Source organism: Anaerovorax sp. IOR16 (assembly GCF_017168145.1).
In the GTDB taxonomy this organism is placed as follows: domain Bacteria; phylum Bacillota; class Clostridia; order Peptostreptococcales; family Anaerovoracaceae; genus IOR16.
Genome location: NZ_JADQTL010000009.1, coordinates 524,562 through 548,098 on the forward strand (window position 1 = coordinate 524,562; position 23,537 = coordinate 548,098).

Sequence of the window (23,537 nt, forward strand, 5' to 3'; positions counted from 1 at the left end):
CACTTTTTGCGCTGTCCCTTGTATATTTTATAAGCTGTATTTACACAATTTTAGTTGTCCAATCTTCAACATTCCAGATGTCAGTTACCCAGCTTTCATAAAATTCCGGTTCATGGCATACCAGTAAAACCGTGCCCTTAAATGCGGCAATCGCACGTTTCAACTCTTCTTTCGCTTCAACGTCTAAGTGATTGGTGGGTTCATCCAAAACAAGCCAATTTGTTTCCTTTTGCATAAGCTTACAAAGACGAACCTTTGCATTTTCACCGCCGCTTAAAACTTTCATTTGGCTTGTGATGTGTTCTGCAGTTAAACCACATTTTGCAAGAGCAGATCGGACTTCACCATTCGTATAAGTCGGATACTCAGCCCAAACACTTTCCAGAGCCGTTTGTGAATTATCTCGCTCTGCTTCCTGTTCGAAATAAGCAGGAACCAAAAAGTCTCCAAGTTCTGCAGTTCCGGATATCGGTGCTATCTTTCCGAGAATGGTTTTTAATAATGTAGATTTTCCAAGACCATTTGTTCCGACAATGGCTACTTTTTGACCTCGTTCCAATGCAAAGGAAACAGGTCGCGTTAATGGTTCGTTATATCCCAGAACCAAATCCTTTGCTTCAACGATAAAACGTCCTGGAGTTCTTGCTTCTTTAAAGGAGAAAGAAGGCTTTGGCTTTTCTTTTGGTTTTTCCAGTACTTCCATTTTATCAAGCATTTTTTGGCGGCTGTTTGCCATACCTCTTGTTGCAACACGGGCTTTATTTCGTGCAATGAAGTCCTCCATACGTTCGCGTTCAGCCTGCTGCTTTTCATATGCTTTCGCTTCCTGTAATTTTTTTACTTCGTACATTTGCATGAATTTTTCATAATTACCCGTGTAGCGAGTCAGGACACCATCGTTGACATGATAGATGACGTTAACAACATCGTTTAAGAAAGTCATATCGTGAGAAACCAAAATGAAAGCATTCTCATATTGCTGTAAATAACGTTTTAACCATTCAATGTGCTCATAGTCCAAATAGTTGGTCGGTTCGTCCAAAATTAAAATAGTTGGATCTTGAAGTAAGAGCTTCGTTAAAAGCACCTTTGTACGCTGACCACCAGAAAGATCACTTACATCCTTATCTAATCCGATGCTTCCAAGTCCCAAACCGTTTGCAACTTCTTCAATTTTAGCATCTAAGGTATAAAAACCACTGTGCTCGAGAATTTGCTGAATTTCTCCGGCATCTTCCATCATTGCTTCAAGATCTTCTGCTTCTGCATTTCCCATTTTTTCATACAGTGAGAGCATTTCTGCTTCCAAATCAAATGAATTTTGGAAGGCTTCTCTTAGGATATCTCGAATAGTCATACCTTTTTTTAAGCTGGAATGTTGATCTAAATAACCGACAGTAACACGCTTGGACCACTCTATTTTTCCTTCATCAGGGGCTAATTGACCAGTAATAATATTTAAGAAAGTCGATTTTCCTTCACCGTTAGCTCCGATCAAACCGACGTGTTCTCCTTTTAATAAACGGAAGGAGGCATCCTCCAAAATCCGTCTTCCTCCAAATCCATGGGTGACATTTTCAACGATTAGTACGCTCATGTTCTATCCTCTTCTTTTTTTATTTTTTTCTTACTTATTCTTATATCCAAATGATTCAGCTTTTATCTTATCAAAGCTTGATTATCTCTCATTAATATTGTTAGTTTCATTTTTTGCATAACAAAAAGATTATATCATAAAGTGACGAAAAAGAAAGAATGAAAATTAAAGTGAATATTTTAATGTTAAAATATGTAAAATTTGATTGACAAACAAGGGCTAATAAATGTATAATTATGGAAGAAAATACAATAAATAGAGAGTCGAATGTTAGAAAGGAGAATAAAATGGCTACCAAAGAAAAGGATCGTGAAGTTACTTTTAAAATCGGAGAACATTTTGGAGTGATATCCACTTCTGCAAATGGATGGCAGAGAGAATTGAACATGGTTTCCTGGAATGGGGGAGCAGAAAAATACGACCTTAGAGATTGGGACAAAGATCATAAGTCGATGAGTCGTGGCATTACTATGACACAAGAGGAAGTTAAGGAATTGGGGAACTTGATTATTGACTTGAAATTGTAAACATTTTAGAAAAGACAATCAAATTTTAATAATAATTGAAGATAGTGGATATAGGAAGATAAAAGTTCCCATTATAAAATAAATTGATGGGAACTTTTATCCTTTAATATTGTTACTTAATATTATTCTAATTCAGCTTCTTTCAATGCAATTTGAGCACGTTCATTATCCACCACTTTAAGAATGAGTGGGGCTTTGCCGTCATTGGAATAACCATACATATATGCTACATTTAAATCTACAGATAGAAGTGCTTTCAGTACACGATTTAAAGAGCCGGGAACATCCGGCATTTCTACGCAAAGAACATCGGTTACTTTAATAGAGTAGCTTAAGTCTTTTAAGGCATTAACTGCTTTTTCAATATCATCTACAATCATACGAAGTACACCATATTCTGCGGTCTCTGCAATATTAAGTGCTGAAATATTTACATTTGCTTCGTGAAGTGCTTCAGTGACTTCCATTAGTCTTCCGGATTCATTTTGGACAAAAACAGATAATTGCTTGATAATCATTGTTTCCACCTTCCTTTGTAAAATTTATATATGTCGTCTGTCTATAACTCGCTTCGCTTTGCCTTCGCTTCGCTGAATGGTTTTATGTTCCACTAGTTTAACTATAACACCAATACGTAGTACACTGTCAATTTTTTGTTTGATTTTTTTACGAATTTTTTCTAAATCTGCAATTTCATCAGTAAAATACTTATCATCAATTTCAACCTGTAATTCAATGGTATCCATTGTACCTTGACGGTCAACGATAATCAGATAATGAGGTTTTGCCTCCGGCACTTCAAGAAGGACACTTTCAATCTGAGATGGGAATACATTGACTCCGCGAATGATGAGCATATCGTCAGAGCGGCCGCATACTTTGGACATTCTAGCGCTGGTTCTTCCGCATTCACACGGTGTATGAGTAATGCTGCTTAAATCTCTTGTTCGATATCTTAAAAGAGGCATTGCTTCCTTTGTTAGGTGTGTGAAGGTTAATTCCCCAATCGTGCCGTCTGCAACCGGTTTTAAGGTATCAGGATCCAATATTTCCGGATAAAAATGATCCTCGGCAATGTGAAGCCCATTTTGGTTTTCACAGCTGATGGCTACTCCTGGCCCCATGATTTCAGAAAGTCCATAAATATCATAAGCCGTAACATTTAAACTTTCTTCAATTTTTGTACGCATTTCTTGGCTCCAAGGTTCTGCACCAAAAATACCGATACGTAAGTTTAATTGTTTTGGATCTACTCCGGCTTCTGCAAGTGCTTCACCTAAAAATAAAGCGTAGGAAGGAGTACATGCTAGAATACTCGTTTCAAAATCTTGCATTAAGGTTAATTGATTTCTTGTATTTCCTCCTGAAATTGGTACAACTGCAGCTCCTAGTTTTGTTGCGCCATCATGAATTCCTAATCCTCCCGTAAAGAGTCCATAGCCATAAGCAACCTGTACGACATCTTCTTTTGTCCCTCCTGTACAGCAGATTGCTCTTGCGACACATTCAGCAAAGGTATCAAGATCTTTTCTTGTATGTGGAACAGAGGTTGGTTTTCCTGTAGTTCCGGAAGAAGCATGTATACGGACAAATTCACTTTTAGGTACGGAGCAGAGCCCGAAAGGATAATTGTCCCGTAAATCTTTTTTTGTAGTGAAAGGGAGCTTTACAATATCTTCAATGGTTTTGATGTCTCCCGGTTCTATACCAAGCTCTTGCATTTTTTTTCTATAAAATTCTACATTCTGATAAACACGTCCAACCGTATCTTTCAATCTTTCGCTTTGTAATGCGTGCATATGATCTCTACTCAACGTTTCAATCGGTTCATTCCAATACATAATTTTGTCTCCTTCAAAGCTATAAATTTTTTTCTGTCACCAAATCCTATGCGTTTTCATATTCTATACCATAAACTTTAAGGAGGTATTATTTCATGAGATGTTACAATGAATGCGCAGGGATTGACGATAGTCTTCTGTTCTTTTTTCTGTTGTTACTTGTAATCATTTGCATGCCATCCATGTTTGGTTGCGGTGACATGAATAATAATGATAATTGCTGTTGCTAATTTTACATTAACTAAACAAAAAGGGCTCCTCGTCTCGTAAGAGACGGGAAGCCCGTGGTACCACTCTTCTTGCTGTGCTTAAAATAAGGATAAGCCTTCAGCCACTCAGGACAAATCATCCGTATCCCTGTAACGGGGGAAACCGTGTACACCTACTATTGCAAAATGCAGCGTTCAATGTACCAGCTCAAGGGGGAACTTGGGTGAACACATGTATCCGGTTCTCATCTATTCCGGATTCTCTGTATACATTGGTGAATCACTTACTTTACCCTGTCATCGCTTTTTATATATTGAGCATATAATACAACTACAAAATAAGTTTGTCAACTCTTTTTTTTATTATATAGGAGAACTCTTTTTTTTGATATATTTTCGTTTTTGTTGACCCAAAAAGGGAGAAATGGTATGATATGTTAGAAGTTAGCAATTGCTAACCTGTAACCATCTATTTATTACTTAATACATTATACATCGTAGATAAGATGCAACACAGAAGGGAGAAAATTGCGTTGTCAAAAAAGAAAAAAGTGGATTCCTTATTGTTGTACCATGATCTTATTTTTGGAATTGTAACTGCATTGGAAGCAAGGGATGAATATACAGCCAGTCATTCAATACGAGTTAGTGATATGACAGAACAGATATGCTGTCTTTTAAATCTTTCCGAGGAGGAAATGGAAACCATTCATATTGCAGCACATCTTCATGATATAGGAAAAATTGGGATTGAGGATCACATTTTAAGAAAAAGTGGCCCATTGAATAAAGGAGAATGGTTGTTGATGAAACAGCATCCTGTAATAGGCTATGAAATACTGAAAAAAGTAGAAAGGTTTGAACTAATTGCTGCCATTGTACGTCATCATCATGAGCGATGGGATGGAATGGGATATCCGGATGGTATTAAGGGGAAAGCAATCCCGCTTGGTTCGAGAATTATTGCAATCACAGATTCAATTGATGCAATGTTAAATGATCGTCAATATCGAAAAAAATGTCTCCGGAAGAATGTAGAATAGAAATTCAACAAAACATTGGAATTATGTATGATCCTAAAATTGCAGAAATGGTACTAAATAACTGGGGGAAGATAATTAAAAATGAGAATGAAAAAGATCTAATATTGGATTATTCTATTTAATAAAATTGATTATTTAGACGTTCAGAAATGAGCGTCTTTTTTATAAAGATTCAGGGCGTTCTGCCAGCCTTTCCTATTGAAGTATAATAAAAGTAAATCTATAATTAGGGGTATGGAGGAGTGTGGGATGTTTAAAATCGGAGAATTTTCTAAATTAACGCAAGTAACAATTAGGATGTTAAGATATTATGATGAGGTGGGACTTTTAAAACCAGCACAAATTGATTCATGGACTGGCTACCGGATGTATTCTGTAGAACAAATACCTATTTTAAACAAGATAATTTATTTAAGAGATAGTGGATTTAGTGTAGCTGAAATTGCAATCGTCATTAATAGTGAAGACAATAATTTCATTATGGAGCAGCTTGATAATAAATTTTTAGAAATAAAAAAAATAATACAGTCAGAGCAAGAAAAATTAAGAAAAATAACGCTTGCCAAAAGCGAGATTTTACATAAAAAAAGTGATATGCACTATAATGTTACAATAAAATCGGTTCCTAGTTATCAAGTACTTTCACTAAGAAAAATTATTCCAGATTATTTCGCAGAGGGAGAACTGTGGAAAGAGCTGTTTGCCTTTGCAGAACAACAACAGATCTCAGTTTCAAGTGATACATTTACAATTTACCACGATGCAGAATATAAAGAAAAAAATGTGGATGTTGAATTGTGTATGCCTGTTAAAAAAGTAGGAAAAAGTATAGGTGATTTTAGCTATCGAAATACCGAATTAGTATCAATTATGGCATGCACAATGGTCTATGGCGAATTTTCTAATATTGCAGGTGCTTATTTGGCTTTTGCAAGATGGTTACAGAAAAACAGCTTTTATAAAATGGGCGAACAGAGTAGGCAGATTGTACACCGTGGACCGTGGAATGAAAAAGATCCACAAAAATATTTAGTAGAAATTCAAATTCCTTTAGAAAAAGTACAGCCTTGTCCCTCAATGAAAACAACAGAAGGGTAAACTTGACAGACATTATGAAAAAAGCTAGTATTTAAGTAGCAAAGATAAAAACACAGTTCCGGTTGGTAGTCCGGACGCAGGTAAATATCCTGTCAGTAACCTGCCCTCCCATGGGTTGTCCATTCTCTGCGTTTAATTTTTTTATGGGAGGAATGCATATGGCATTAATATCAGCAAAACTTACTGTGTTTTTTGAAGAGCCATTTTGGATCGGTGTATATGAGCGGACAGAGAATCAAAAACTGGAAGTATGCAAAATTTTGTTTGGAGCAGAACCAAAGGATTATGAGGTTTACGAGTATCTTTTAAAAAATTTTTCTAAGTTAAAATTTAGTCCATCGGTTTGGACAGAGAAAAAAGTGCGAAAACCTATCAATCCGAAACGATTGCAGAGAGAAATCAGCAAACAATTGCATGAAACCGGACTAGGAACAAAAGCACAGCAAGCATTAAAACTTCAACAACAAGAGATGAAAACAGAACGGAAATTAAACCGTAAGAAGAAGACTGAGGAGGAAAAGCAACGTCAATTTGATTTAAAACAAAAAAAGAAAAAACAAAAGCACAGGGGAAGGTAAAATAATAAAAGTAAGTTATAATTTTCCAAACACTTTTTATAATATTCTGTCAATAATGCATATACTTTGTGTTATAATAAATACGAATTTAAGTAACAAAATCAAATAACATCAAACGATTTTGTCTCAAATGTATTTATTGATCCTGGTGAAGCAAACCGGAGCAACGGTTTGCACTTATGATGTAATAAAAAAACAGAGAGGAGTGATGGAAATGAAGAATTTGTTTTCCTATGGAGATGACTTCATTAAACAGTCGGATTGGAAGGATATCTCACTGCTTAAGCTTTGCCTTTTTTCACTTGGAATTCTATTTGGTATGAAGTTACCGCATAAGGTACAGAAGCCAGCTGCTGCTGTAGCTTCAACGGTTTTTGTTGCAACTTATGTTCCATTAATGCTCAAGATGTTAAGAATTTTTACAAAAACAGAAGTAAATGAATAAAACAGATGTAAATAATTAAAAATGAATTGTTTTTGAAACAGTACAATCTTTTTAGATGTACTGTTTTTTTTATAGGAATATATGCAAATAGAACTGCTGATGTAAACAAAAACATAAGTTAATTTTTACGATGTATTAAATGTAGAATAATCTATTGTTTATTGATAAAATAAACTTTATGAATTTTCTTTACAATGTTTATCTTTACAAATACGAATATTTAAACTATAATGTGAATACTAAGAAAAAAGAGAGAGAAAACAATGAGAAAAATTTATGGATACATGCGTAATGGCGCTAATGAATCTAAAAAAACAAAAGATCAAACTATTCGAAAATTAAATGAAATGGGAGTAGATTCTCAGAACATTTTTATAGAGAACCCACGTGGCAACAATAAAAAAAGCGAATTGGAGCGTCTTTTTGCAGAAATAAAATCCGGAGACACTCTCATTTGTACGGATATGCTTCAGATTGCAAAAAGTACCCGACAATTTAGTGACTTAGTAGAGTTCGCAAAAGAACAAAAATTGAAATTAATCGTTGGAGACTTTGTCTTAGATTGCAGCAAAGAGATAGATTCCTTTACAGAGGGCATGCTCAAGATGGCCGATGTCTTTAAAGAAATTGAACACAATATGATAAGTCAAAGAGTAAAAAGCGGTTTGGCGAAGGCAAAAGATAAAGGAAAAATGATAGGGAGACCATCCCTAAAATTGGAGAACATACCGAAAAAGGTAATTGAAAATTATGACCTATTGGAAAAAGGTGCAATCAATAAAACGGATTATGCAAAAATATGTTACATCAGTAGACCTACACTAGATAAATATTTGGCATTAATGAGAAGCAGCAAATATTTAAATCAAGAACGTGATGAAGATGAAAAAAAGAAGTAGTGAATGGGTAAGAAATTTAGTTTGATATAAACGCTCAGGCGCGGTTATATAGTGGCTAGTCTGTCACGCAATAATATTTTTAGCTATGTGTTAGTACGGAGGTATGAACTATGGAAAAAACCAGATTGCCTAAGTTATGGGAAGCGTTGATTCCCGTTGTATTTATGATGGTATTAATCATCGTATGTACTGTGTATTGGAAAATTGAACCCCATGTCCCACTGGTATTGTCTTGCATTGTAACTGCATTTATGGCATGGAGATGTGGTTATAAATGGGATGCCATTATTTCAGGAGTATTGGACAGCATTGGAAGAGCAACGGAAGCCTTATTAATTGTAATGGTTGTAGGGTATGCTCATTGGTACATGGGTATGGTCGGGAACCATACCTGCAATGGTGTATTATGGATTGGATTTGATTTCACCAGGTGCTTTTCTTGTTGTCGGTACAATTCTTACTGCGATTGTAGGTCTTGCAACCGGTTCTTCTTGGACCGCTTCCGGTACTGTAGGTGTTGCGTTAATGGGCATTGCAATGGGCCTTGGAATCAATCCTGCTCTAGCAGCCGGTATGGTAATTTCAGGAGCTTATACCGGAGATAAGTTATCCCCGTTATCTGACAGTACGAATGTTGCGGCAGCTGGTGCAGAAACACCGCTTTATGATCACGTTCGGGCTATGATGACAACGACCATCCCAAGTTTTTGTATGGCGCTTGTCATTTATGGGATTGTTGGAATGAAGGTTGTAAATGTTGATGGTTATGATGCAACAACAGCTATTGAGATTCAAAATGCCATTGCAGATAATTTTTATCTGTCACCTTGGATCATGCTTCCGGTGGTTGTAGTCGTTATCGGTGCGGTTAAAAAAATACCGGCAATTCCTTCACTTTTACTTGCAGCAACTTGCGGATGCATTATTGCGATGATAGCACAGGGGGCATCCATTGCAGATTGCTTAGGTGCACTCCATTATGGATATGAAGCAGAAACAGGCAATGCCATTGCAGATAAGTTGTTAAATCGTGGCGGCTTAAATTCTATGATGTGGACGATTTCACTCATTATGTTCGCTCTTGCATTCGGAGGAATCCTAGAAAAATGTGGGTTTGTTGAAGTACTTCTTGGTGGCATGGTGAAAAGAGTAAAAAGCGTTGGCGGACTTGTGGTTTCCACTATTATAACGGGTATTGTCTGCGATGTCGTATTAACAGACCAATACTTAGCTATTTTAGTACCTGGAAGAATGTTTTCAAGAATATATGATGAAAAAGGCTTAAGCAGAAGCTTTTTATCCAGAACAACGGAGGACGGAGCAACTTTATGGTCTCCAATGATACCGTGGAATGGATGTGGTGCATACCAATCAGCAACCCTTGGTGTTGCAAATTGGGACTTCGCTCCTTATGCTTTTATGAATTTAATCAATCCAGTTTATGCAATCATCATTTCTTATCTTGGAATTGGGGTAAAATATGCCGATGAAAGCAAAAACCCTAGAAATAAAAAGGCAGCATAATCAGAGTTTATAAGAAGGATGGAATAGGAATGAGCAAAGTGAAAGCATTAAGTGATAGAAAGCAGAGAAAATCAACAAAGATTCTGACTGGAATCATCGGAACTATTTTACTTGTACTTGGAGCATATTTAGTATCGATTTACAGCTTACTATGTGGTGCATTATTGTTATTCGCATCTCTTCTTAAAAAATATACGATTGTAGAAGAGCAAGGCATTGTTATAACTTATAATGCAAGAATTTATCAGTATCATGAAACATGGAGCTTTTCGGAAATAACGGAAATGCATATTGAAAAAGTTTCTGACCCTGCTTATACGGTATTGCATTTTACAAAGGATGTTCTATCAAAACGGCTCATTTTTAAAACAGACGATGCAAATGACGTGATTAAATTAGCATTAAAGCAAAATCCTAAAATCCATTTTGGTGAAGTAGAAGCATAATTGCATTTTCTCTGATTCATCCCGGAGATGAGGTTATTGTTCCGGAAAAATAACTATAAAGTAATTAAAAAACAATAAACGGCAGTGTTGGTGCTTGAAAACTTCAAGTTACCGACGCTGCCGTTATGTTTCTATGTCGTTCCTAATACTAGAGGGTCTTTTTTTGGTGATAGCCCATCCATACAATCCAGACATAAGCACAAGTTTTTGGAATCATAAGCATGCCAATGGGTGGAAATATGTTAGAGAATAACACCACAGGGATATAGAATGCAAAGCTGAATACAATTGCCAGCCACATAAAGCGTAATTCTTTGTTTTTTGATTTTTTACTCTGCTGATAATATAAAATAAGAATGATACATCCCAAAACAGTAAAGGGAATATTACGGTAAATGCTCCATATAAGTGGTGAATTTAAACTAAACCACTGATTTTGTGGCGCAAAGCAGAGTGCAATTCGCAGAACGGCTAACAAATAAATAAAAAAGGTTAGTTGTTTCTGCCCTGAAATTTTATGGTTCATTCTCCATATATGATACAGCATTATATAAAAAATGGTCATGGTAATGGACGTAACAAATTGTCCAAATCCCAGAATGGAAGCATTCGATTCCATTCCCGTAGTCCACATGGCATAAATACGGGGTACTAAATGAAACGCATCGCCGACCCCAAGAACGATAGCCATATAGCCAAATAAACGATATTGTGTTGTGTTTTTTGCATCCAAACTCATTTTAAGTCCAAGTGTAATAACTGTGATTAAATATAGGATATCAAATGTAGTTTCAAAAATTTTAGTCATAATATGCCTCCATCATGAACGATGTTCATGTTTCTTTAAAAAAAACTTAAAAAAAGTATCTAGTTTTTTTTCAATTTGTTTTTTATTTATTCTAGTTGTTAATATAGTAAGCGGATAATCATTTCCTTAAGAAAAATAGAATTATTTTCTCCTTGTTTTAATGAGGAAATCATGCTTTTAAATACAAGATCAATAAATGCATCCCTTGTAAAAGAATCATTCCAAATTGACGGGGGTATCTGCTGATCCTGTTGTAGTGCACATGAAAGCTCATTTTTTATATATTGAAAATATATTTTTTCAATTGACTTGCCTTTTTCTTTTTCAGCATGATCAAACTGCATAATTTGTTGTAGAAATTCTGCTTTGAATTCTTTAAGTCGCAAATAAAGGTTCTGATAAATCTGTTCAAAATAATCTGGAAACCCAATTTTTTGGGTATTCTTAAATAAGGTTTCATTAATAATCGAACTCCAAAAATCTTCGATTAGAGCAAATATCAAATCAGATTTTGAAGGAAAATAATTGTATACAGCACCAATAGAAATATTACAAGCTAAAGCAACGCGGCGAATGTTCAGATGGTTCAGTCCTTCGCTGTAAGTGATATCCTTTGCTGCTTTAAGTAAGGTTTGTTTTGAGGTAACTGTATGATTCATAATTAATATCTCCTTTCAATATGAACAATGTTCATGTTAATAGATATATATTCATTTGTCAAGCAATTTACTAATGATTTTTTCAAAGAATGCTTAATAAACGATGTACATGCTCCATCACTTTATAATCAATACAAGAATAATTAATTACAAGTTTATGCTGTAGATTATTTAGTTGTAAATCTTTTTTACATCCATAATAATAATCAGATAAACAGGATATGTTGATACCATTATTATGAGCTTGTTGGATGAGTTCTTCATCTGACATATTCGTATTTACATCCAAAATAAAGTGGAGTCCAGAATTTTCTTCCATTACGGTGACCTTTTTATTGAAAGGACTCTTTTTTATTTTTTCAAGTAAACAATCCCTTTGTGATTTATAAAAATTTCGCATACGATTAATATGTCGCTCAAAATAGCCTTTCTCGATAAAGCTTGCTAATGTATATTGCTCAAAGCTGGAGACTGTACATGAATAAAATCCCATTTCTTCTCGAAATTTCTCCATTAAATGAAACGGTAAAACCATATAACTGATACGAATGGTTGGTGCTATGGTTTTTGAAAAGGTATTTATATAAATTACTTTTTCATTTGTGTCAATGCTTTGCAGTGTTTGAATTGGCTTACCATGAAAACGAAATTCACTGTCATAATCATCTTCAATAATATAACGATTGCCATCCTGATTCGCCCAATTTAATATTTCTTGTCTTCGTTTCATTGGTGTGATAATTCCTGTGGGAAAATGATGAGAGGGTGAAATGTGTATCACATTTGCTTTACTTTGTTTTAGTTCCTGAACGGACAAGCCATATGAATCTAGATGAATCGATTCAAATGAAACATCATTTGCAGCATAGATTTTTGAAATTTTAGAGTATCCCGGATTTTCTAATGCATAGACATGTTCTCTACCTAATAGTTGAATTAGCAGATGATATAAATATTCCGTTCCGGCACCAACAAGGATTTGATCTGGTAAAACATGCATTCCTCGAAAATGGTAGAGATGATCCGCAATGGCAGTCCTTAACTGCTCTGCCCCATTAAAAGGCATTGGTTGTAACAATTGACTGCCTCTTTCACTCAGCACTTCACGCATAAGCTTTGACCATACAGAGAAAGGAAATTTTTCTGCAGGGACCGCATTGCTCTTAAAGTCGATTGTGAATTCATCTTTTTTTCGTTCAAGTGGATGTATATGGTTTTTTATTTGTGATTTTAATGGTTTTTGTAATGGAGTTTTTTGTAACTCACATGCATAATAACCTTTTTTCTCAATGGAATAAATATAGCCTTCCGACAGCAACTGGGTGTAAGCATTCTCAACGGTGATAATGCTTATTTTTAAATGCAGTGCAAGTGAACGTTTGGATGGCAGCTTTTCATTTGCTGTTATTTTCCCATCTAAAATATCATTTTTTATGTTTGTGTAAAGAAGTTCATATAAAGTTGATTTTTCTTTATTATGAAGATTATATGTAAGCACTTTTGTATCTCCTATTAAACTGACATTAAAAAAAATAATCAAAATGGATATATCAATAATATCACTTTTGATTATAATGGAGTTAAAATCAATTGTAAATAAGGAGATGTATAAAAATGAGAAATGACAGATTAGAATTAAATAAGAATCTTGCGCAAATGCTTAAGGGTGGAGTAATCATGGATGTAACAACTCCGGAGCAAGCTAAAATTGCCGAAGCAGCTGGCGCTTGTGCAGTAATGGCGTTGGAACGCATTCCTGCTGATATTCGCGCTGCGGGAGGTGTTTCTCGTATGAGTGATCCTAAAATGATTAAAGGCATTCAAAAGGCAGTTTCGATTCCGGTAATGGCAAAATGCCGTATTGGTCATTTTGCAGAGGCACAAATTTTAGAAGCCATCGAAATTGATTATATTGACGAAAGTGAAGTATTATCCCCAGCTGATCAAATTTATCATATTGATAAAACAAAGTTTCATGTACCGTTTGTATGTGGTGCGAAAGATCTTGGAGAAGCACTTAGAAGAATCAATGAAGGTGCTGCTATGATTAGAACCAAAGGTGAGCCGGGTACCGGTGATGTGGTTCAGGCTGTACGTCATATGCGTATGATGCAAAGTGAAATAAGAAGATTGACTTCTATGAGCAAAGATGAGTTGTATGATGCGGCGAAGCAGCTGCAGGTTCCTTATGAATTGGTTGTATTTGTTCACGAAAATGGAAAGCTTCCGGTTGTGAACTTTGCAGCTGGAGGGGTTGCAACTCCTGCAGATGCAGCTCTGATGATGCAGCTTGGTGCAGAAGGTGTGTTTGTTGGATCTGGTATTTTTAAATCTGGAAACCCTGAAAAACGTGCAGCTGCCATCGTAAAAGCAGTAACCAATTTCCAAGATTCCAAAATGCTTGCTGAATTATCTGAGGATTTAGGTGAAGCTATGGTTGGCATCAATGAACAGGAAATAGAGTTGTTGATGGCAGAAAGAGGGAAATAATATGAAAGTCGGGATTCTTGCACTTCAAGGAGCGTTTATTGAGCATGAAAAAATCCTTGAGAAAGTTGGAGTAGACATCTTTGAAATCAGACAAAAGGAGGATATCAAGGATTCCTTTGATGGATTAATCCTTCCGGGAGGAGAAAGTACGGTGATGGGTAAATTGCTGCATGATTTGGAACTATTCAATCCCCTGCAAGCAATGATTTTCGAAGGTATCCCTGTTTTTGGGACATGTGCAGGACTTTTGCTGCTTGCAAAAGAAATCATTAATGATAATCGACTGCATTTTGCTGCTATGGATATTTCTGCAAAAAGAAATGCTTATGGAAGGCAGCTGGGCAGTTTTTATACGGAAGAAGAGTTTAAAGGAATCGGAAAGATCCCTATGACGTTTATACGAGCACCCTATATTGAATCGGTTCAGTCTGATACAGAAGTTCTTGCGGTGGTAGACAACCAAATTGTTGCTGCAAAGCAAAAAAATAAACTAGTCACATCCTTTCATCCGGAATTAAATCAAGATACCGCTGTTCATGAATATTTTATAAAGATGATTGAAGGAAAAAACTGAGGGTAAAATACAATTCTTCTTAAAAAGGGAAAATCCCACTTCGAAACTATGGTTCTAAGTGGGATTTTCTACTTGTTTACTGCTAAAATAAAGGTTTTTAAAAGATCTTCGGCGTAAGGGAGATACTTTGGATTAAGATTGGAAAGCATCTCGTGAAATACGTTTAAATCATTTTTTTCCTGTTTGCCAAGTACGATGTAATCAGCTGAAGCACTTAAGGCATTGCATATCTTATAAAGGGTTGTGGTTGACATGCCTCTTCTGCCGAGTTCAATTTGGGCAAGAAATTGCGGAGATACATCAATACATTCTGCAAGTTTTTCACGGCTTAATTTTAGTTCTTCTCTTTTGATGCGGATACGTGATCCAATTTGCATGTTTAAATCTTTTTTCATCTTAGCACCTCTTTAAAACTATCGTATAGGAAGCTGTTAGCTATAAAAACAAGCTATAAGATATTGATTTTATGAATCTAATAGCTTATACTAGAGATTATTAATATATACAAAAATAAATAGATTATGCATAAATATTAAAAAATAACTAGTTCTATATTTTTTAGAGCTGAACGAATAAATAAACTCATATCTTAGTTCGGTAAAACCGAATTTTTTTTATATAACGATAAGGGAAGGAGGGAGCTATGAAAAACCATAGGAAAGAGTTAATGCAGTTGAAAACGATAAATAAACTGTTTGAGTGCATACGCTTGGTTGATATTGAAAGCGAAACTCTCTATGCAGAATATCAAATTCGAAAATCTCTAAATCCTATTCCTACTTTTGATTTTCAGATACGTCAGGAGCTCTACCATAAGTGTATGGCATCGGATACGACTATGTATTGGATGGAACAGGAGGGACGACTTCTGCTGCTCTTTACTATGCTTCCTGTCGAGATCGGGAAAAGAAAGCTTATTATGGAATGTATCGCGAATGTAACCGGGAAAATAGATATCAATCGTTTGATTGGGAAAAGTTCAGCTTTGCTGGAAAATGCATATCGACTGTCAGTTACGGATGAATTAACCGGCTTATATAACCGAAGGTACATCAATCAAATGCTGCCACATGTAATAAAGAATTGTGCAAAGCATGAAATTCCACTTTCTGTACTTTTTACCGATTTGGACTATTTTAAAAAGACAAATGATTCCTATGGTCATGTTGCTGGAGATTACCTTTTATATGAGTTTGCTATGGAGTTAAAAAAAGACATTAAAAAAAGTACGGATTGGGCAGCAAGGTATGGTGGAGATGAATTTTTGTTATGCCTTGTTGGTACAGACAATCAGACAGCAAAGAAAAGAGCAGAAGAAATTCGGAAAGCAATTGAAGACAAAACCTTTCGATATCATGAACATGAGATTAAAACGACTTGCAGTTTCGGGATTTATACAATAGAAAATTTTACTCCTTTACCTACCTGTGACTCCATTTTCAGAGAAATTGATAAGAAATTATATGAAGCAAAAAGAGAAGGAAGAAATACGGTCAGATAGAAACATAATGGTATTTTTTAACATTTACAAATGACGTATTTTATGTTCTTATAAATAGGTAGGAAAAAATAAAGGGGAAAGTGATATGTCAAATAAAAAAGTATTGATTGCATCAGCAATCGCAGGATTTGGAGCAGCAGCTACCTTTCTTTATTATCGATTTATGCCGCGTGTGTCGTTAAAGGAATATACGAAGCTATGTCTTACTTTTGCGATTATGGACGATGAAATTGCAAGAAATGAATTAGAAGGAAATTTCATTCAGGGAAAGGAAATTGAATTCCCATCAAAAGACGAATCTATTGTTTATCGGTATGAGTTATTTTTGGAAATGTATAAAAAATATTCACGAAAAGAATTGGAAAATGAGAGGATAAGACTCATTCAACGATTGGAGGAGTCAAAGCAATATGTAGATGTACCGAAGGAAGAATTAGATTTTGAATTTGGTTAATAAGTGATTGAGAATAATATGGTACAATAAAAGCATCTTTGTATCAATTTGAGACTTTGAGGATTAAGAAAAAAGAACTTAATTCTTTGAGTCTTTTTTTATTTTTTCATTAAAAAATTATTGTTTTGTATTTTAATTCTTCAAATTTTAATTTAAAATTAAGAATATTTCGTAAAATAAAATGAATAAATAGTGATAATTTTTAATCGTATATAAGAAAATATATATTGGATGTCTCAATTTGAGAAGATTAAAAACAGTAAAATCTCAATTTGAGATTGTGAATCATTATTCTTTAAGCTTTGTGATAATAAATGTTGAAATTTCAATAAATTTTAAATTGGCATAGTTATTGCTCTATTTATAGACAAGCTGATTTTAGCACAACAAGAATAAGGAGGTAACTATGGAAACGTTAAACAAGAAAAAATTTCGGCTTAGCATGCCCGACACAGCGGTATTATTATTAGTCATCGTATTCATTATGGCAATCTTAACTTATATCATACCTGCTGGCGAATTTGCTAGAGTCGTCGATGAAGAAACCGGAAGAACTTTAGTTCAGGCTGGAACCTATGCACAAGTAGATCCCAATCCTACCGGAATCAAGGATCTGTTTTCATCCATCTTTCGTGGGATTTTGAAGGCAGGCGAAATTATATCTTTTGTCTTTGTAGTAGGAGGGGCATTCGGCATCATATCAAAGACAGGTGCGATTGCAGTTGGTCTGGAGCATTTGATTCATAAGTTCTCCGGTAAAGAATCCTTCCTGATTGTTATTATTATGAGTACGTTTGCCGTATGTGGAACTACATTTGGTATGGCGGAAGAAGCATTGCCTTTCATTGTTATTTTAGTCGCAGCCGCGAAGAAAATGGGCTACGATCCGATTGTCGGTGTTTCCATGGTGGTTATCGGTATTTATTCCGGCTATTCTGCAGGTGTACTCAATCCATTTAATACCGGTATTGCGCAGGGTATTGCAGAGCTGCCTTTATTTTCCGGTATGGGACTTCGTTTTGCTTTAATGGCAGGCGCAATTATCATTGCAGCTCATCACACGATTCGTCATGGTAAAAAATATAAGTTAGAACACTTAAATGATAAGTTGACAGTGGAAGAACAAACTGTTTTGGCAGAGGATTCCCGCCCAATGAATGCAGTGGATCGTATCATCCTTCTCATTCTTTTCAGTACGATTGTTGTTTTAATTTTAGGAGTATTAAAACAGGGCTGGTATTTAGAGGAAATTTCTGCGTTGTTCTTTGGAATGGGATTGCTTTCCGGAATGATTTACTTTAAAGGTAACATAACGGAGGTTGTAAAAGCATTTATTGCCGGCGCAAATGAAATGACAACGGCAGCATTGTATGTTGGTTTTTCCAGAGCAATTCTCGTAATTATGGAGGATGGCTGCATTATGGATACGATTGTATATTGGCTATCCATTCCTCTTTCTCAGATGAGCAATGTATTTGCAGCATGGGGAATTTATTTTTCACAAGGTATCATCAATTTCTTTATTCCTTCCTCAACCGGACAGGCAGTTGTTGTTATGCCAATTGTATCACCTTTAAGCGATGTAATTGGAGTTACAAGACAGACTGCAGTACTGGCATTCCAGGCCGGAGATGGTTTTTGGAATATGATTACACCTACACATTCTGTATTAATGGCCTCTTTAGGCTTGGCAGGTGTACCGTTTGGAAAATGGTTTAAATTAAACAACTAGTGTGAAACAAGGAACAAATAAAGGGAGAGAATGATCATGAAACAATTAAAATATGCGGTTATCGGTGCAGGTAATGGTGGACAAACTATGGCTGGTTATTTGAGTGCAAAAGGTTACAGAGTAAGTCTGTTTGACTTTTTAGAAGCACCGATTCAAAAAATAAAAGAAGGCGGCAACGTAATTAAGATAACAGGGGCGCTGGAAATGGAAAGTAAGCTGGAGCTTGCATCCAATAATATGGAAGAAGTTGTTCGTGGTGCAGATGTTATTTTTGTTGTCAATCCATCCACGTATCACATTAAAATTGCAAAGGAATGTGCAAAGTATTTGGAAGATGGACAGGTTGTATTTTTAAATCCAGGTTCTACTTTTGGGTCTTTTGCCTTTAAAAAAGCATTGGATGATGCAGGATGTACAAAAGATATTATTTTAGCAGAAAGCAATACGCTTTTGTTTGCTTGCCGTATGATTTCTCCGGGTCTTGTAGAAATTGGAGGGAAAAAGGATCGTATTATCGTAGCTGCTTTCCCTGCAACGAAAAACGACTTTGTAAAGGGACTTTTGGAGGAAGCACTTCCGGAAGTGCAAATGGGTGATAATGTATTTGTTACAAGTTTAGATAATACCAATCCTTTGGTGCACCCGGGACCAACCATGATGAACTGTAACTGGGCAGAATCCGGAAACCGATTCTTGTATTATCATGATGGAATTGGAGAAACTATGGGTGAGTTCATCGAAAGAATGGACAAAGAACGTATTCGAATGGGATTGGCTTTAGGATTGGAGCTTGGAAAAAATTTATTCGATATGTTTATGCAGTATGAAGAAGAGTATGAAACAAAGGGAGAAACATTAAGCAATATATTCAAAAATGTGAAGGCATACGATACCATTTATGCAGTAAACAACGTAAGAACGAGATATATTTATGAAGATGTTCCGACTGCACTCATTCCTCTAATTGAGCTTGGACGTCTGCTTAATTGTCCGGTGGATAGTTTGAAGCTTGTCGCTGATATGTGCTGCGGCATTCTCAATGAAGATTTCTGGAATTTTGAAGAAACAAGAAGCTTAGAGAAACTGGGCTTAGATGGAATGACCGTTGGCGATTTGATTGAATATGCAAATACAGGAGTAAAAAAGAAGGCTTAAATTGAATATAACTTAAATAATTTGGTTTTTCGGTAAATTTAGTATAAAATCAGTGTAGTATTACACTACACTGATTTCATGCTAGGAGGATATTTGGATGACGGGTTTATTAGACATCGGTGCATATGTACAGAAAACAGCCGTTATTATTGGTTCTGTTTTGGAAATGGAAATTTTGGTATGTGACCATAATCGAAAGCTGATTGGAGATACTGAAGACGATGAAGTAACGGAATACATTAATGAAAACTCAATATTGACAAAGGTAATGAATCAACAGGAAACTATCATTATTGATGATAAGAATGCGCAATGCAAAGGATGTCAAATCTGTCCGAAAAAAGAAAATTGTCCCGTAAAGGCAATCATAGGATTTCCAATTCAAAAGGGAGGTCGTGTGTATGGTGCTATGGGCATTTATGCATCTTCTTACCATATGACAGAACGTTTGTTAAATAAAAAGAAATTCTTTATTGAATTTATTTCTAATATGTCTGACTTATTGATTAGTAAGCTAGAGGAAAAACAAGAAAATGTAGAACTAAAAGCCTTTCAGAAAAAGTTTTCTCGTATTGTAGAATCCATCGATATTCCAATTTTGGGTCTGGATGAAAATCGAGAAGTGATTCACTGTAACAAACGTTTTCGAGATCTTTTTCAAATTTCTGAGAGAAAGGCACCAAATGGTGCACAATTATTAAAAGCCTTAAAACAACCAGATTTTATCGATTTCATAAACAATTGCAGTCAAGATTCACAGAAGGAATTTACATTTTCCATTCGCGGAAAAGAGACTTTGATTTTAGTGGAAGTGGATGCCATTGATATATCCAGAGATTTTAGGGGCGCTTTGATTTACTTTAAAAAGGTTGAAGATTTATATGATGAGGTCAATCGAGTGACCAATAACTATACGACTTGCGCCATTGATGAAATCATTGGTGAAAGTCCTGCAATCAGAAAGCTGAAAGAGGATGCGAGAAAGTTTGCAGGAAGTGATTCGACAATTTTGATTCAGGGGGAAAGTGGAACAGGGAAAGGCCTTTTGGCGAGAGCCATTCACAGTGAAAGCAGTCGTTCGTCGGGACCGTTTGTTGTGGTAAATTGTGCTGCAATTCCGGACAACCTTTTGGAGAGTGAACTGTTTGGCCATGAGGAAGGTGCCTTTACCGGATCTATGCGAGGTGGACGTGTCGGTAAATTTGAATTGGCGAACAAAGGAACGCTATTTTTGGATGAAATCGGGGAGTTGCCAATTCATTTACAGCCGAAGCTTTTGCGGGCTGTTCAGGAAAAAAAGATTGAGCGAGTCGGCGGGCGTACAGACATTCATGTCGATATCCGTATCATTGCCGCGACCAATAAAAATTTAGAGGATATGATGTTGTGCGGTGAATTCCGTGAGGATTTGTATTATCGCCTCAATGTCATTCCACTTGTTGTCCCTCCTTTGCGTGAGAGACCACAGGATATTTCTTTGATGATTGAAAGCTTTATGAAATATTATGCAAGCATTTTAAACCGAAACATCGATGGCATAGAGAAAGAAGCTGAACGATACTTGCTCAGCTATCCTTGGAAAGGAAATGTGAGAGAGCTGCAAAACATCATAGAGTATGCGGTGAATGCAGCAAAGTCCACGTGGATTGTCGTGGATGATTTGCCCGATCGTATTATAAATGGAGATGAAGTAACCGAAAAGGTACAAATCCGAAAGCTTAAGGATGTTGAGGCTTTCTATATTCAGGAAGCTTTAAAGGCATTCGGGGATGACATTCATGGAAAAGACAAGGCGGCCAAAGCTTTGGGAATCAGCCGTGCAACTTTATATCGAAAGATTAATCAAGATGATTGATTATAAAGAAATTTCGATACTATAAATTTAATAACGAAAACCTCATTTTTAGCAGATTGCAGAAATGAGGTTTTTTATTGAGCAAACAAAGTATTAGGAATATAATGGGATTAATCGAATGCTTGTTTACACAGGAGGAAATGATATGTCTCAGTTTGAAATAATTCAATACCAGGAAGAACACAAATTAAGAGTAAAAGAACTTAATCATGAGTGGTTGGAAAAGTATGATTTATTAGAGCCGCTTGATGATGAATACCTCGATCATCCGAAAGAAAAGATTCTGGATAAGGGTGGTTTTATATTACTTGCCAAGGTGAAAGACGATATTGTAGGAACTGCATTTTTTGTGCCGATTGATGAAGGTACCGGTGAGATCTGCAAACTGTGTGTCGGGGAGAAATGGCAAAACGATGGCATTGGTAAAGCATTGATGATGAAATGCATTGAAGATGCAAAGAAAATGAATATTTATACAATTATTTTGTATTCCAATCATAAGCTTGTCCGAGCGTTAAAAATGTATGAAAAGATGGGGTTTAAACTGATCGAAGATGACAATGAAAAATATGAGGAATCGGATATAAAAATGATACTTAAATTATAATGAGAATTAAAGCAATTCAAAGGAAAAGGTTATTTTTAAAAATAAAAAGATAGGAGTTTGCACCGAAGCACAAACCCTATCATGTAAATGGAAAGGATGGTTTGGATTTCCATTTACAATATCATTATAGAATATAATATACAAATGTGATACAAGAAAATATTGGTAAAAAATTATAAATAATAAGTTATAAATATTTAAAATATACAAATGACAGAAAATTTTTAAAAAAAGGTACAATAAGATTGAAATAATAAATTTTAAGGGATATAATGATTGCAATGGGGAATTATTGGTAATATAGTCGAGAGGTGGCGAATACATTCGCTTTACCAAGGTATTGAAATGCAAAAATTAGAGACCAACGAACAAAGAAATTTATATCTATCAATATAAAGAATTGAGAAAAGCTGTTTTCGACGCATTGTCTATAGACTAACGCGTCGAGCAGCTTTTTGTGGTTAATTTAATAAAGCTAGAATGAATGACATAAAAAAGGCGAATGGCTATGTTACCGGAGTGGGGGAAACATATGAGTGAGTTTTGAGTATGTCTTTTTTAATGTATGTAAAGATGTTGGGATTATAACAATAATCGGAATTGGTTAAGGAAAGGCAATAATAGTGAAAAATTCTATAGAAATATTATTAAACAAATGTGAAAGTCAACATATTGCTAATTTGTGGATGTTTTATAGAGATTATTTTGAATCTGATAAAAGTTGTGTTGAGTTTCTATTATCAGTATTTGATAATGAACCAAATCAAAACGATGGAGAGATTTCTGTAAGGGACAGTTGTCAGAATATATTTATACCGCGTAGAATGGTTAACACTACTATGCGACTTGTTTTAGCAGCAAGGGATATGGAAGTGATTCGTAAAGGTAAAGATGTTTTTAAAATTATATACCTTGTATCATGCATTGAAACTTTACAGACATTGAGAGGAAAAGGAGGATGGGAAAAATGGAAAATGATTATAGACTTCTTCGTAAAATCCACCTCTGATACAGATAAAGAAACAATTAAAATGAAGTTTAAACGTAGCCTTGGTGATGATATGTATAATGAAAATTCTATTTCTGCTTGCCCTGACCAGAAAATATGTATTGAAGAATTTGCAAATATAATTAATATACTTCGCAATTGTGCTGCACATCAAGGTGAATACTGGAATTTTTCATTTTGCACACCAAACAATGAAGACTACGGGTTAATTTGTTTAATAAATATTGATATTGGTAAGACGTATATTAATAATTATGAGAGTATTTCAAAAGATGAAAAGGAAAAATTGTTAAGTCACAATGGACAAAAACCGCATGTCTATGAAATTATGCTGACCTACAGAGAATTCGAAAGTATTTTTGTTAGAACGTGCATTAGATTTATAAAGAGTTACATAAAAGAATATAAATTTACATTACAATGAGGTGTAACCCATCACATAGATTATGAACAAGTAATTATAGCAATAATGGGAAGCTTGTTTAT

At 35.3% G+C, this 23,537-nt stretch carries 25 protein-coding genes and 1 other annotated feature; of the genes, 18 read left to right on the forward strand and 7 right to left on the reverse strand.

Annotation, left to right across the window (positions count from 1 at the left end; genetic code table 11):
* Positions 1-40 precede the first annotated feature (40 nt).
* On the reverse strand, positions 41-1,597 hold the full coding sequence (locus tag I2490_RS06035; RefSeq protein WP_206458864.1) for an ABC-F family ATP-binding cassette domain-containing protein: 1,557 nt from the start codon (positions 1,595-1,597) through the stop codon (positions 41-43).
* Between the two features lie 287 nt (positions 1,598-1,884).
* Between I2490_RS06035 and I2490_RS06040 the strand changes: the two genes are divergently transcribed.
* On the forward strand, positions 1,885-2,124 hold the full coding sequence (locus tag I2490_RS06040) for a YdbC family protein (protein WP_206458865.1): 240 nt from the start codon (positions 1,885-1,887) through the stop codon (positions 2,122-2,124).
* 122 nt (positions 2,125-2,246) lie between these two features.
* On the opposite strand, the gene I2490_RS06045 is transcribed toward I2490_RS06040, so the two are convergent.
* Together I2490_RS06045 and I2490_RS06050 are read right to left on the reverse strand one after the other, a co-directional pair.
* The gene (locus tag I2490_RS06045) at positions 2,247-2,642 is read right to left on the reverse strand and encodes an ACT domain-containing protein (RefSeq protein WP_206458866.1); all 396 of its coding nucleotides are present in this window, start codon (positions 2,640-2,642) and stop codon (positions 2,247-2,249) included.
* Positions 2,643-2,666: 24 nt separating this feature from the next.
* Positions 2,667-3,965 (reverse strand): phenylacetate--CoA ligase family protein, encoded by a 1,299-nt coding sequence (locus I2490_RS06050; RefSeq protein WP_209010584.1) that lies wholly within the window; start codon positions 3,963-3,965, stop codon positions 2,667-2,669.
* A 95-nt stretch (positions 3,966-4,060) separates the two neighbouring features.
* Here I2490_RS06050 and I2490_RS16870 point away from each other — a divergent pair, with 95 nt between their 5' ends.
* The 8 genes from I2490_RS16870 (at position 4,061) to I2490_RS06085 (ending at position 10,207) form a co-directional block, all read left to right on the forward strand.
* On the forward strand, positions 4,061-4,195 hold the full coding sequence (locus I2490_RS16870) for a hypothetical protein (RefSeq protein WP_280634193.1): 135 nt from the start codon (positions 4,061-4,063) through the stop codon (positions 4,193-4,195).
* A gap of 36 nt (positions 4,196-4,231) precedes the next feature.
* Positions 4,232-4,484: a binding site (T-box leader), on the reverse strand.
* A gap of 223 nt (positions 4,485-4,707) precedes the next feature.
* Positions 4,708-5,217, forward strand: coding sequence for an HD-GYP domain-containing protein (locus I2490_RS06055; protein ID WP_330634584.1), 510 nt, complete (start codon positions 4,708-4,710; stop codon positions 5,215-5,217).
* A gap of 249 nt (positions 5,218-5,466) precedes the next feature.
* Complete coding sequence (locus tag I2490_RS06060; RefSeq protein WP_206458867.1) at positions 5,467-6,315, forward strand: MerR family transcriptional regulator; 849 nt, start codon at positions 5,467-5,469, stop codon at positions 6,313-6,315.
* Between the two features lie 158 nt (positions 6,316-6,473).
* Positions 6,474-6,893, forward strand: coding sequence for a YjdF family protein (locus I2490_RS06065; protein ID WP_206458868.1), 420 nt, complete (start codon positions 6,474-6,476; stop codon positions 6,891-6,893).
* A 214-nt stretch (positions 6,894-7,107) separates the two neighbouring features.
* The gene (locus I2490_RS06070) at positions 7,108-7,338 is read left to right on the forward strand and encodes a hypothetical protein (protein ID WP_206458869.1); all 231 of its coding nucleotides are present in this window, start codon (positions 7,108-7,110) and stop codon (positions 7,336-7,338) included.
* Positions 7,339-7,601: 263 nt separating this feature from the next.
* Positions 7,602-8,237 carry a recombinase family protein gene (locus I2490_RS06075; RefSeq protein ID WP_206458870.1) on the forward strand — a complete coding sequence of 212 codons (636 nt, stop codon included), beginning with the start codon at positions 7,602-7,604 and terminating at the stop codon, positions 8,235-8,237.
* 354 nt (positions 8,238-8,591) lie between these two features.
* Complete coding sequence (gene nhaC / locus I2490_RS06080) at positions 8,592-9,761, forward strand: Na+/H+ antiporter NhaC (RefSeq protein ID WP_206458871.1); 1,170 nt, start codon at positions 8,592-8,594, stop codon at positions 9,759-9,761.
* Between the two features lie 29 nt (positions 9,762-9,790).
* Positions 9,791-10,207 (forward strand): hypothetical protein, encoded by a 417-nt coding sequence (locus tag I2490_RS06085; protein WP_206458872.1) that lies wholly within the window; start codon positions 9,791-9,793, stop codon positions 10,205-10,207.
* A gap of 148 nt (positions 10,208-10,355) precedes the next feature.
* Here I2490_RS06085 and I2490_RS06090 read toward each other — a convergent pair whose 3' ends face one another.
* The 3 genes from I2490_RS06090 to pdxR all read right to left on the reverse strand — a co-directional run bounded on the left by I2490_RS06090 (position 10,356) and on the right by pdxR (position 13,172).
* Positions 10,356-11,015: a hypothetical protein gene (locus I2490_RS06090; RefSeq protein WP_206458873.1), complete on the reverse strand. Its 660-nt coding sequence runs from the start codon at positions 11,013-11,015 to the stop codon at positions 10,356-10,358.
* 98 nt (positions 11,016-11,113) lie between these two features.
* Positions 11,114-11,674: a TetR/AcrR family transcriptional regulator gene (locus tag I2490_RS06095; RefSeq protein ID WP_206458874.1), complete on the reverse strand. Its 561-nt coding sequence runs from the start codon at positions 11,672-11,674 to the stop codon at positions 11,114-11,116.
* Between the two features lie 82 nt (positions 11,675-11,756).
* Entirely contained in the window at positions 11,757-13,172 is a 1,416-nt protein-coding gene (gene pdxR, locus I2490_RS06100; RefSeq protein ID WP_206458875.1) for a MocR-like pyridoxine biosynthesis transcription factor PdxR, read from the reverse strand.
* Between the two features lie 116 nt (positions 13,173-13,288).
* On the opposite strand from pdxR, the gene pdxS reads away from it, so the two are divergent.
* Together pdxS and pdxT are read left to right on the forward strand one after the other, a co-directional pair.
* The gene (gene pdxS / locus I2490_RS06105) at positions 13,289-14,164 is read left to right on the forward strand and encodes a pyridoxal 5'-phosphate synthase lyase subunit PdxS (RefSeq protein ID WP_206458876.1); all 876 of its coding nucleotides are present in this window, start codon (positions 13,289-13,291) and stop codon (positions 14,162-14,164) included.
* Between the two features lies 1 nt (position 14,165).
* Complete coding sequence (gene pdxT / locus I2490_RS06110) at positions 14,166-14,738, forward strand: pyridoxal 5'-phosphate synthase glutaminase subunit PdxT (protein WP_206458877.1); 573 nt, start codon at positions 14,166-14,168, stop codon at positions 14,736-14,738.
* Positions 14,739-14,806: 68 nt separating this feature from the next.
* Here pdxT and I2490_RS06115 read toward each other — a convergent pair whose 3' ends face one another.
* Entirely contained in the window at positions 14,807-15,133 is a 327-nt protein-coding gene (locus I2490_RS06115) for a helix-turn-helix domain-containing protein (RefSeq protein WP_206458878.1), read from the reverse strand.
* Positions 15,134-15,381: 248 nt separating this feature from the next.
* Between I2490_RS06115 and I2490_RS06120 the strand changes: the two genes are divergently transcribed.
* The 7 genes from I2490_RS06120 (at position 15,382) to I2490_RS06150 (ending at position 23,475) form a co-directional block, all read left to right on the forward strand.
* Entirely contained in the window at positions 15,382-16,239 is an 858-nt protein-coding gene (locus I2490_RS06120; RefSeq protein ID WP_206458879.1) for a GGDEF domain-containing protein, read from the forward strand.
* Positions 16,240-16,324: 85 nt separating this feature from the next.
* Positions 16,325-16,693 carry a hypothetical protein gene (locus tag I2490_RS06125; protein WP_206458880.1) on the forward strand — a complete coding sequence of 123 codons (369 nt, stop codon included), beginning with the start codon at positions 16,325-16,327 and terminating at the stop codon, positions 16,691-16,693.
* A 406-nt stretch (positions 16,694-17,099) separates the two neighbouring features.
* On the forward strand, positions 17,100-18,425 hold the full coding sequence (locus I2490_RS06130; RefSeq protein ID WP_206458881.1) for a YfcC family protein: 1,326 nt from the start codon (positions 17,100-17,102) through the stop codon (positions 18,423-18,425).
* Positions 18,426-18,461: 36 nt separating this feature from the next.
* Positions 18,462-19,580, forward strand: a complete 1,119-nt coding sequence (locus I2490_RS06135) for an NAD/NADP octopine/nopaline dehydrogenase family protein (RefSeq protein WP_206458882.1) — start codon at positions 18,462-18,464, stop codon at positions 19,578-19,580.
* A gap of 97 nt (positions 19,581-19,677) precedes the next feature.
* Positions 19,678-21,435 carry a sigma-54 interaction domain-containing protein gene (locus I2490_RS06140; RefSeq protein ID WP_206458883.1) on the forward strand — a complete coding sequence of 586 codons (1,758 nt, stop codon included), beginning with the start codon at positions 19,678-19,680 and terminating at the stop codon, positions 21,433-21,435.
* A 145-nt stretch (positions 21,436-21,580) separates the two neighbouring features.
* A complete protein-coding gene (locus tag I2490_RS06145; RefSeq protein WP_206458884.1) occupies positions 21,581-22,042 on the forward strand; it encodes a GNAT family N-acetyltransferase in 462 nt (153 codons plus the stop codon).
* A 623-nt stretch (positions 22,043-22,665) separates the two neighbouring features.
* Entirely contained in the window at positions 22,666-23,475 is an 810-nt protein-coding gene (locus tag I2490_RS06150; protein ID WP_206458885.1) for a hypothetical protein, read from the forward strand.
* Positions 23,476-23,537: the final 62 nt, after the last annotated feature.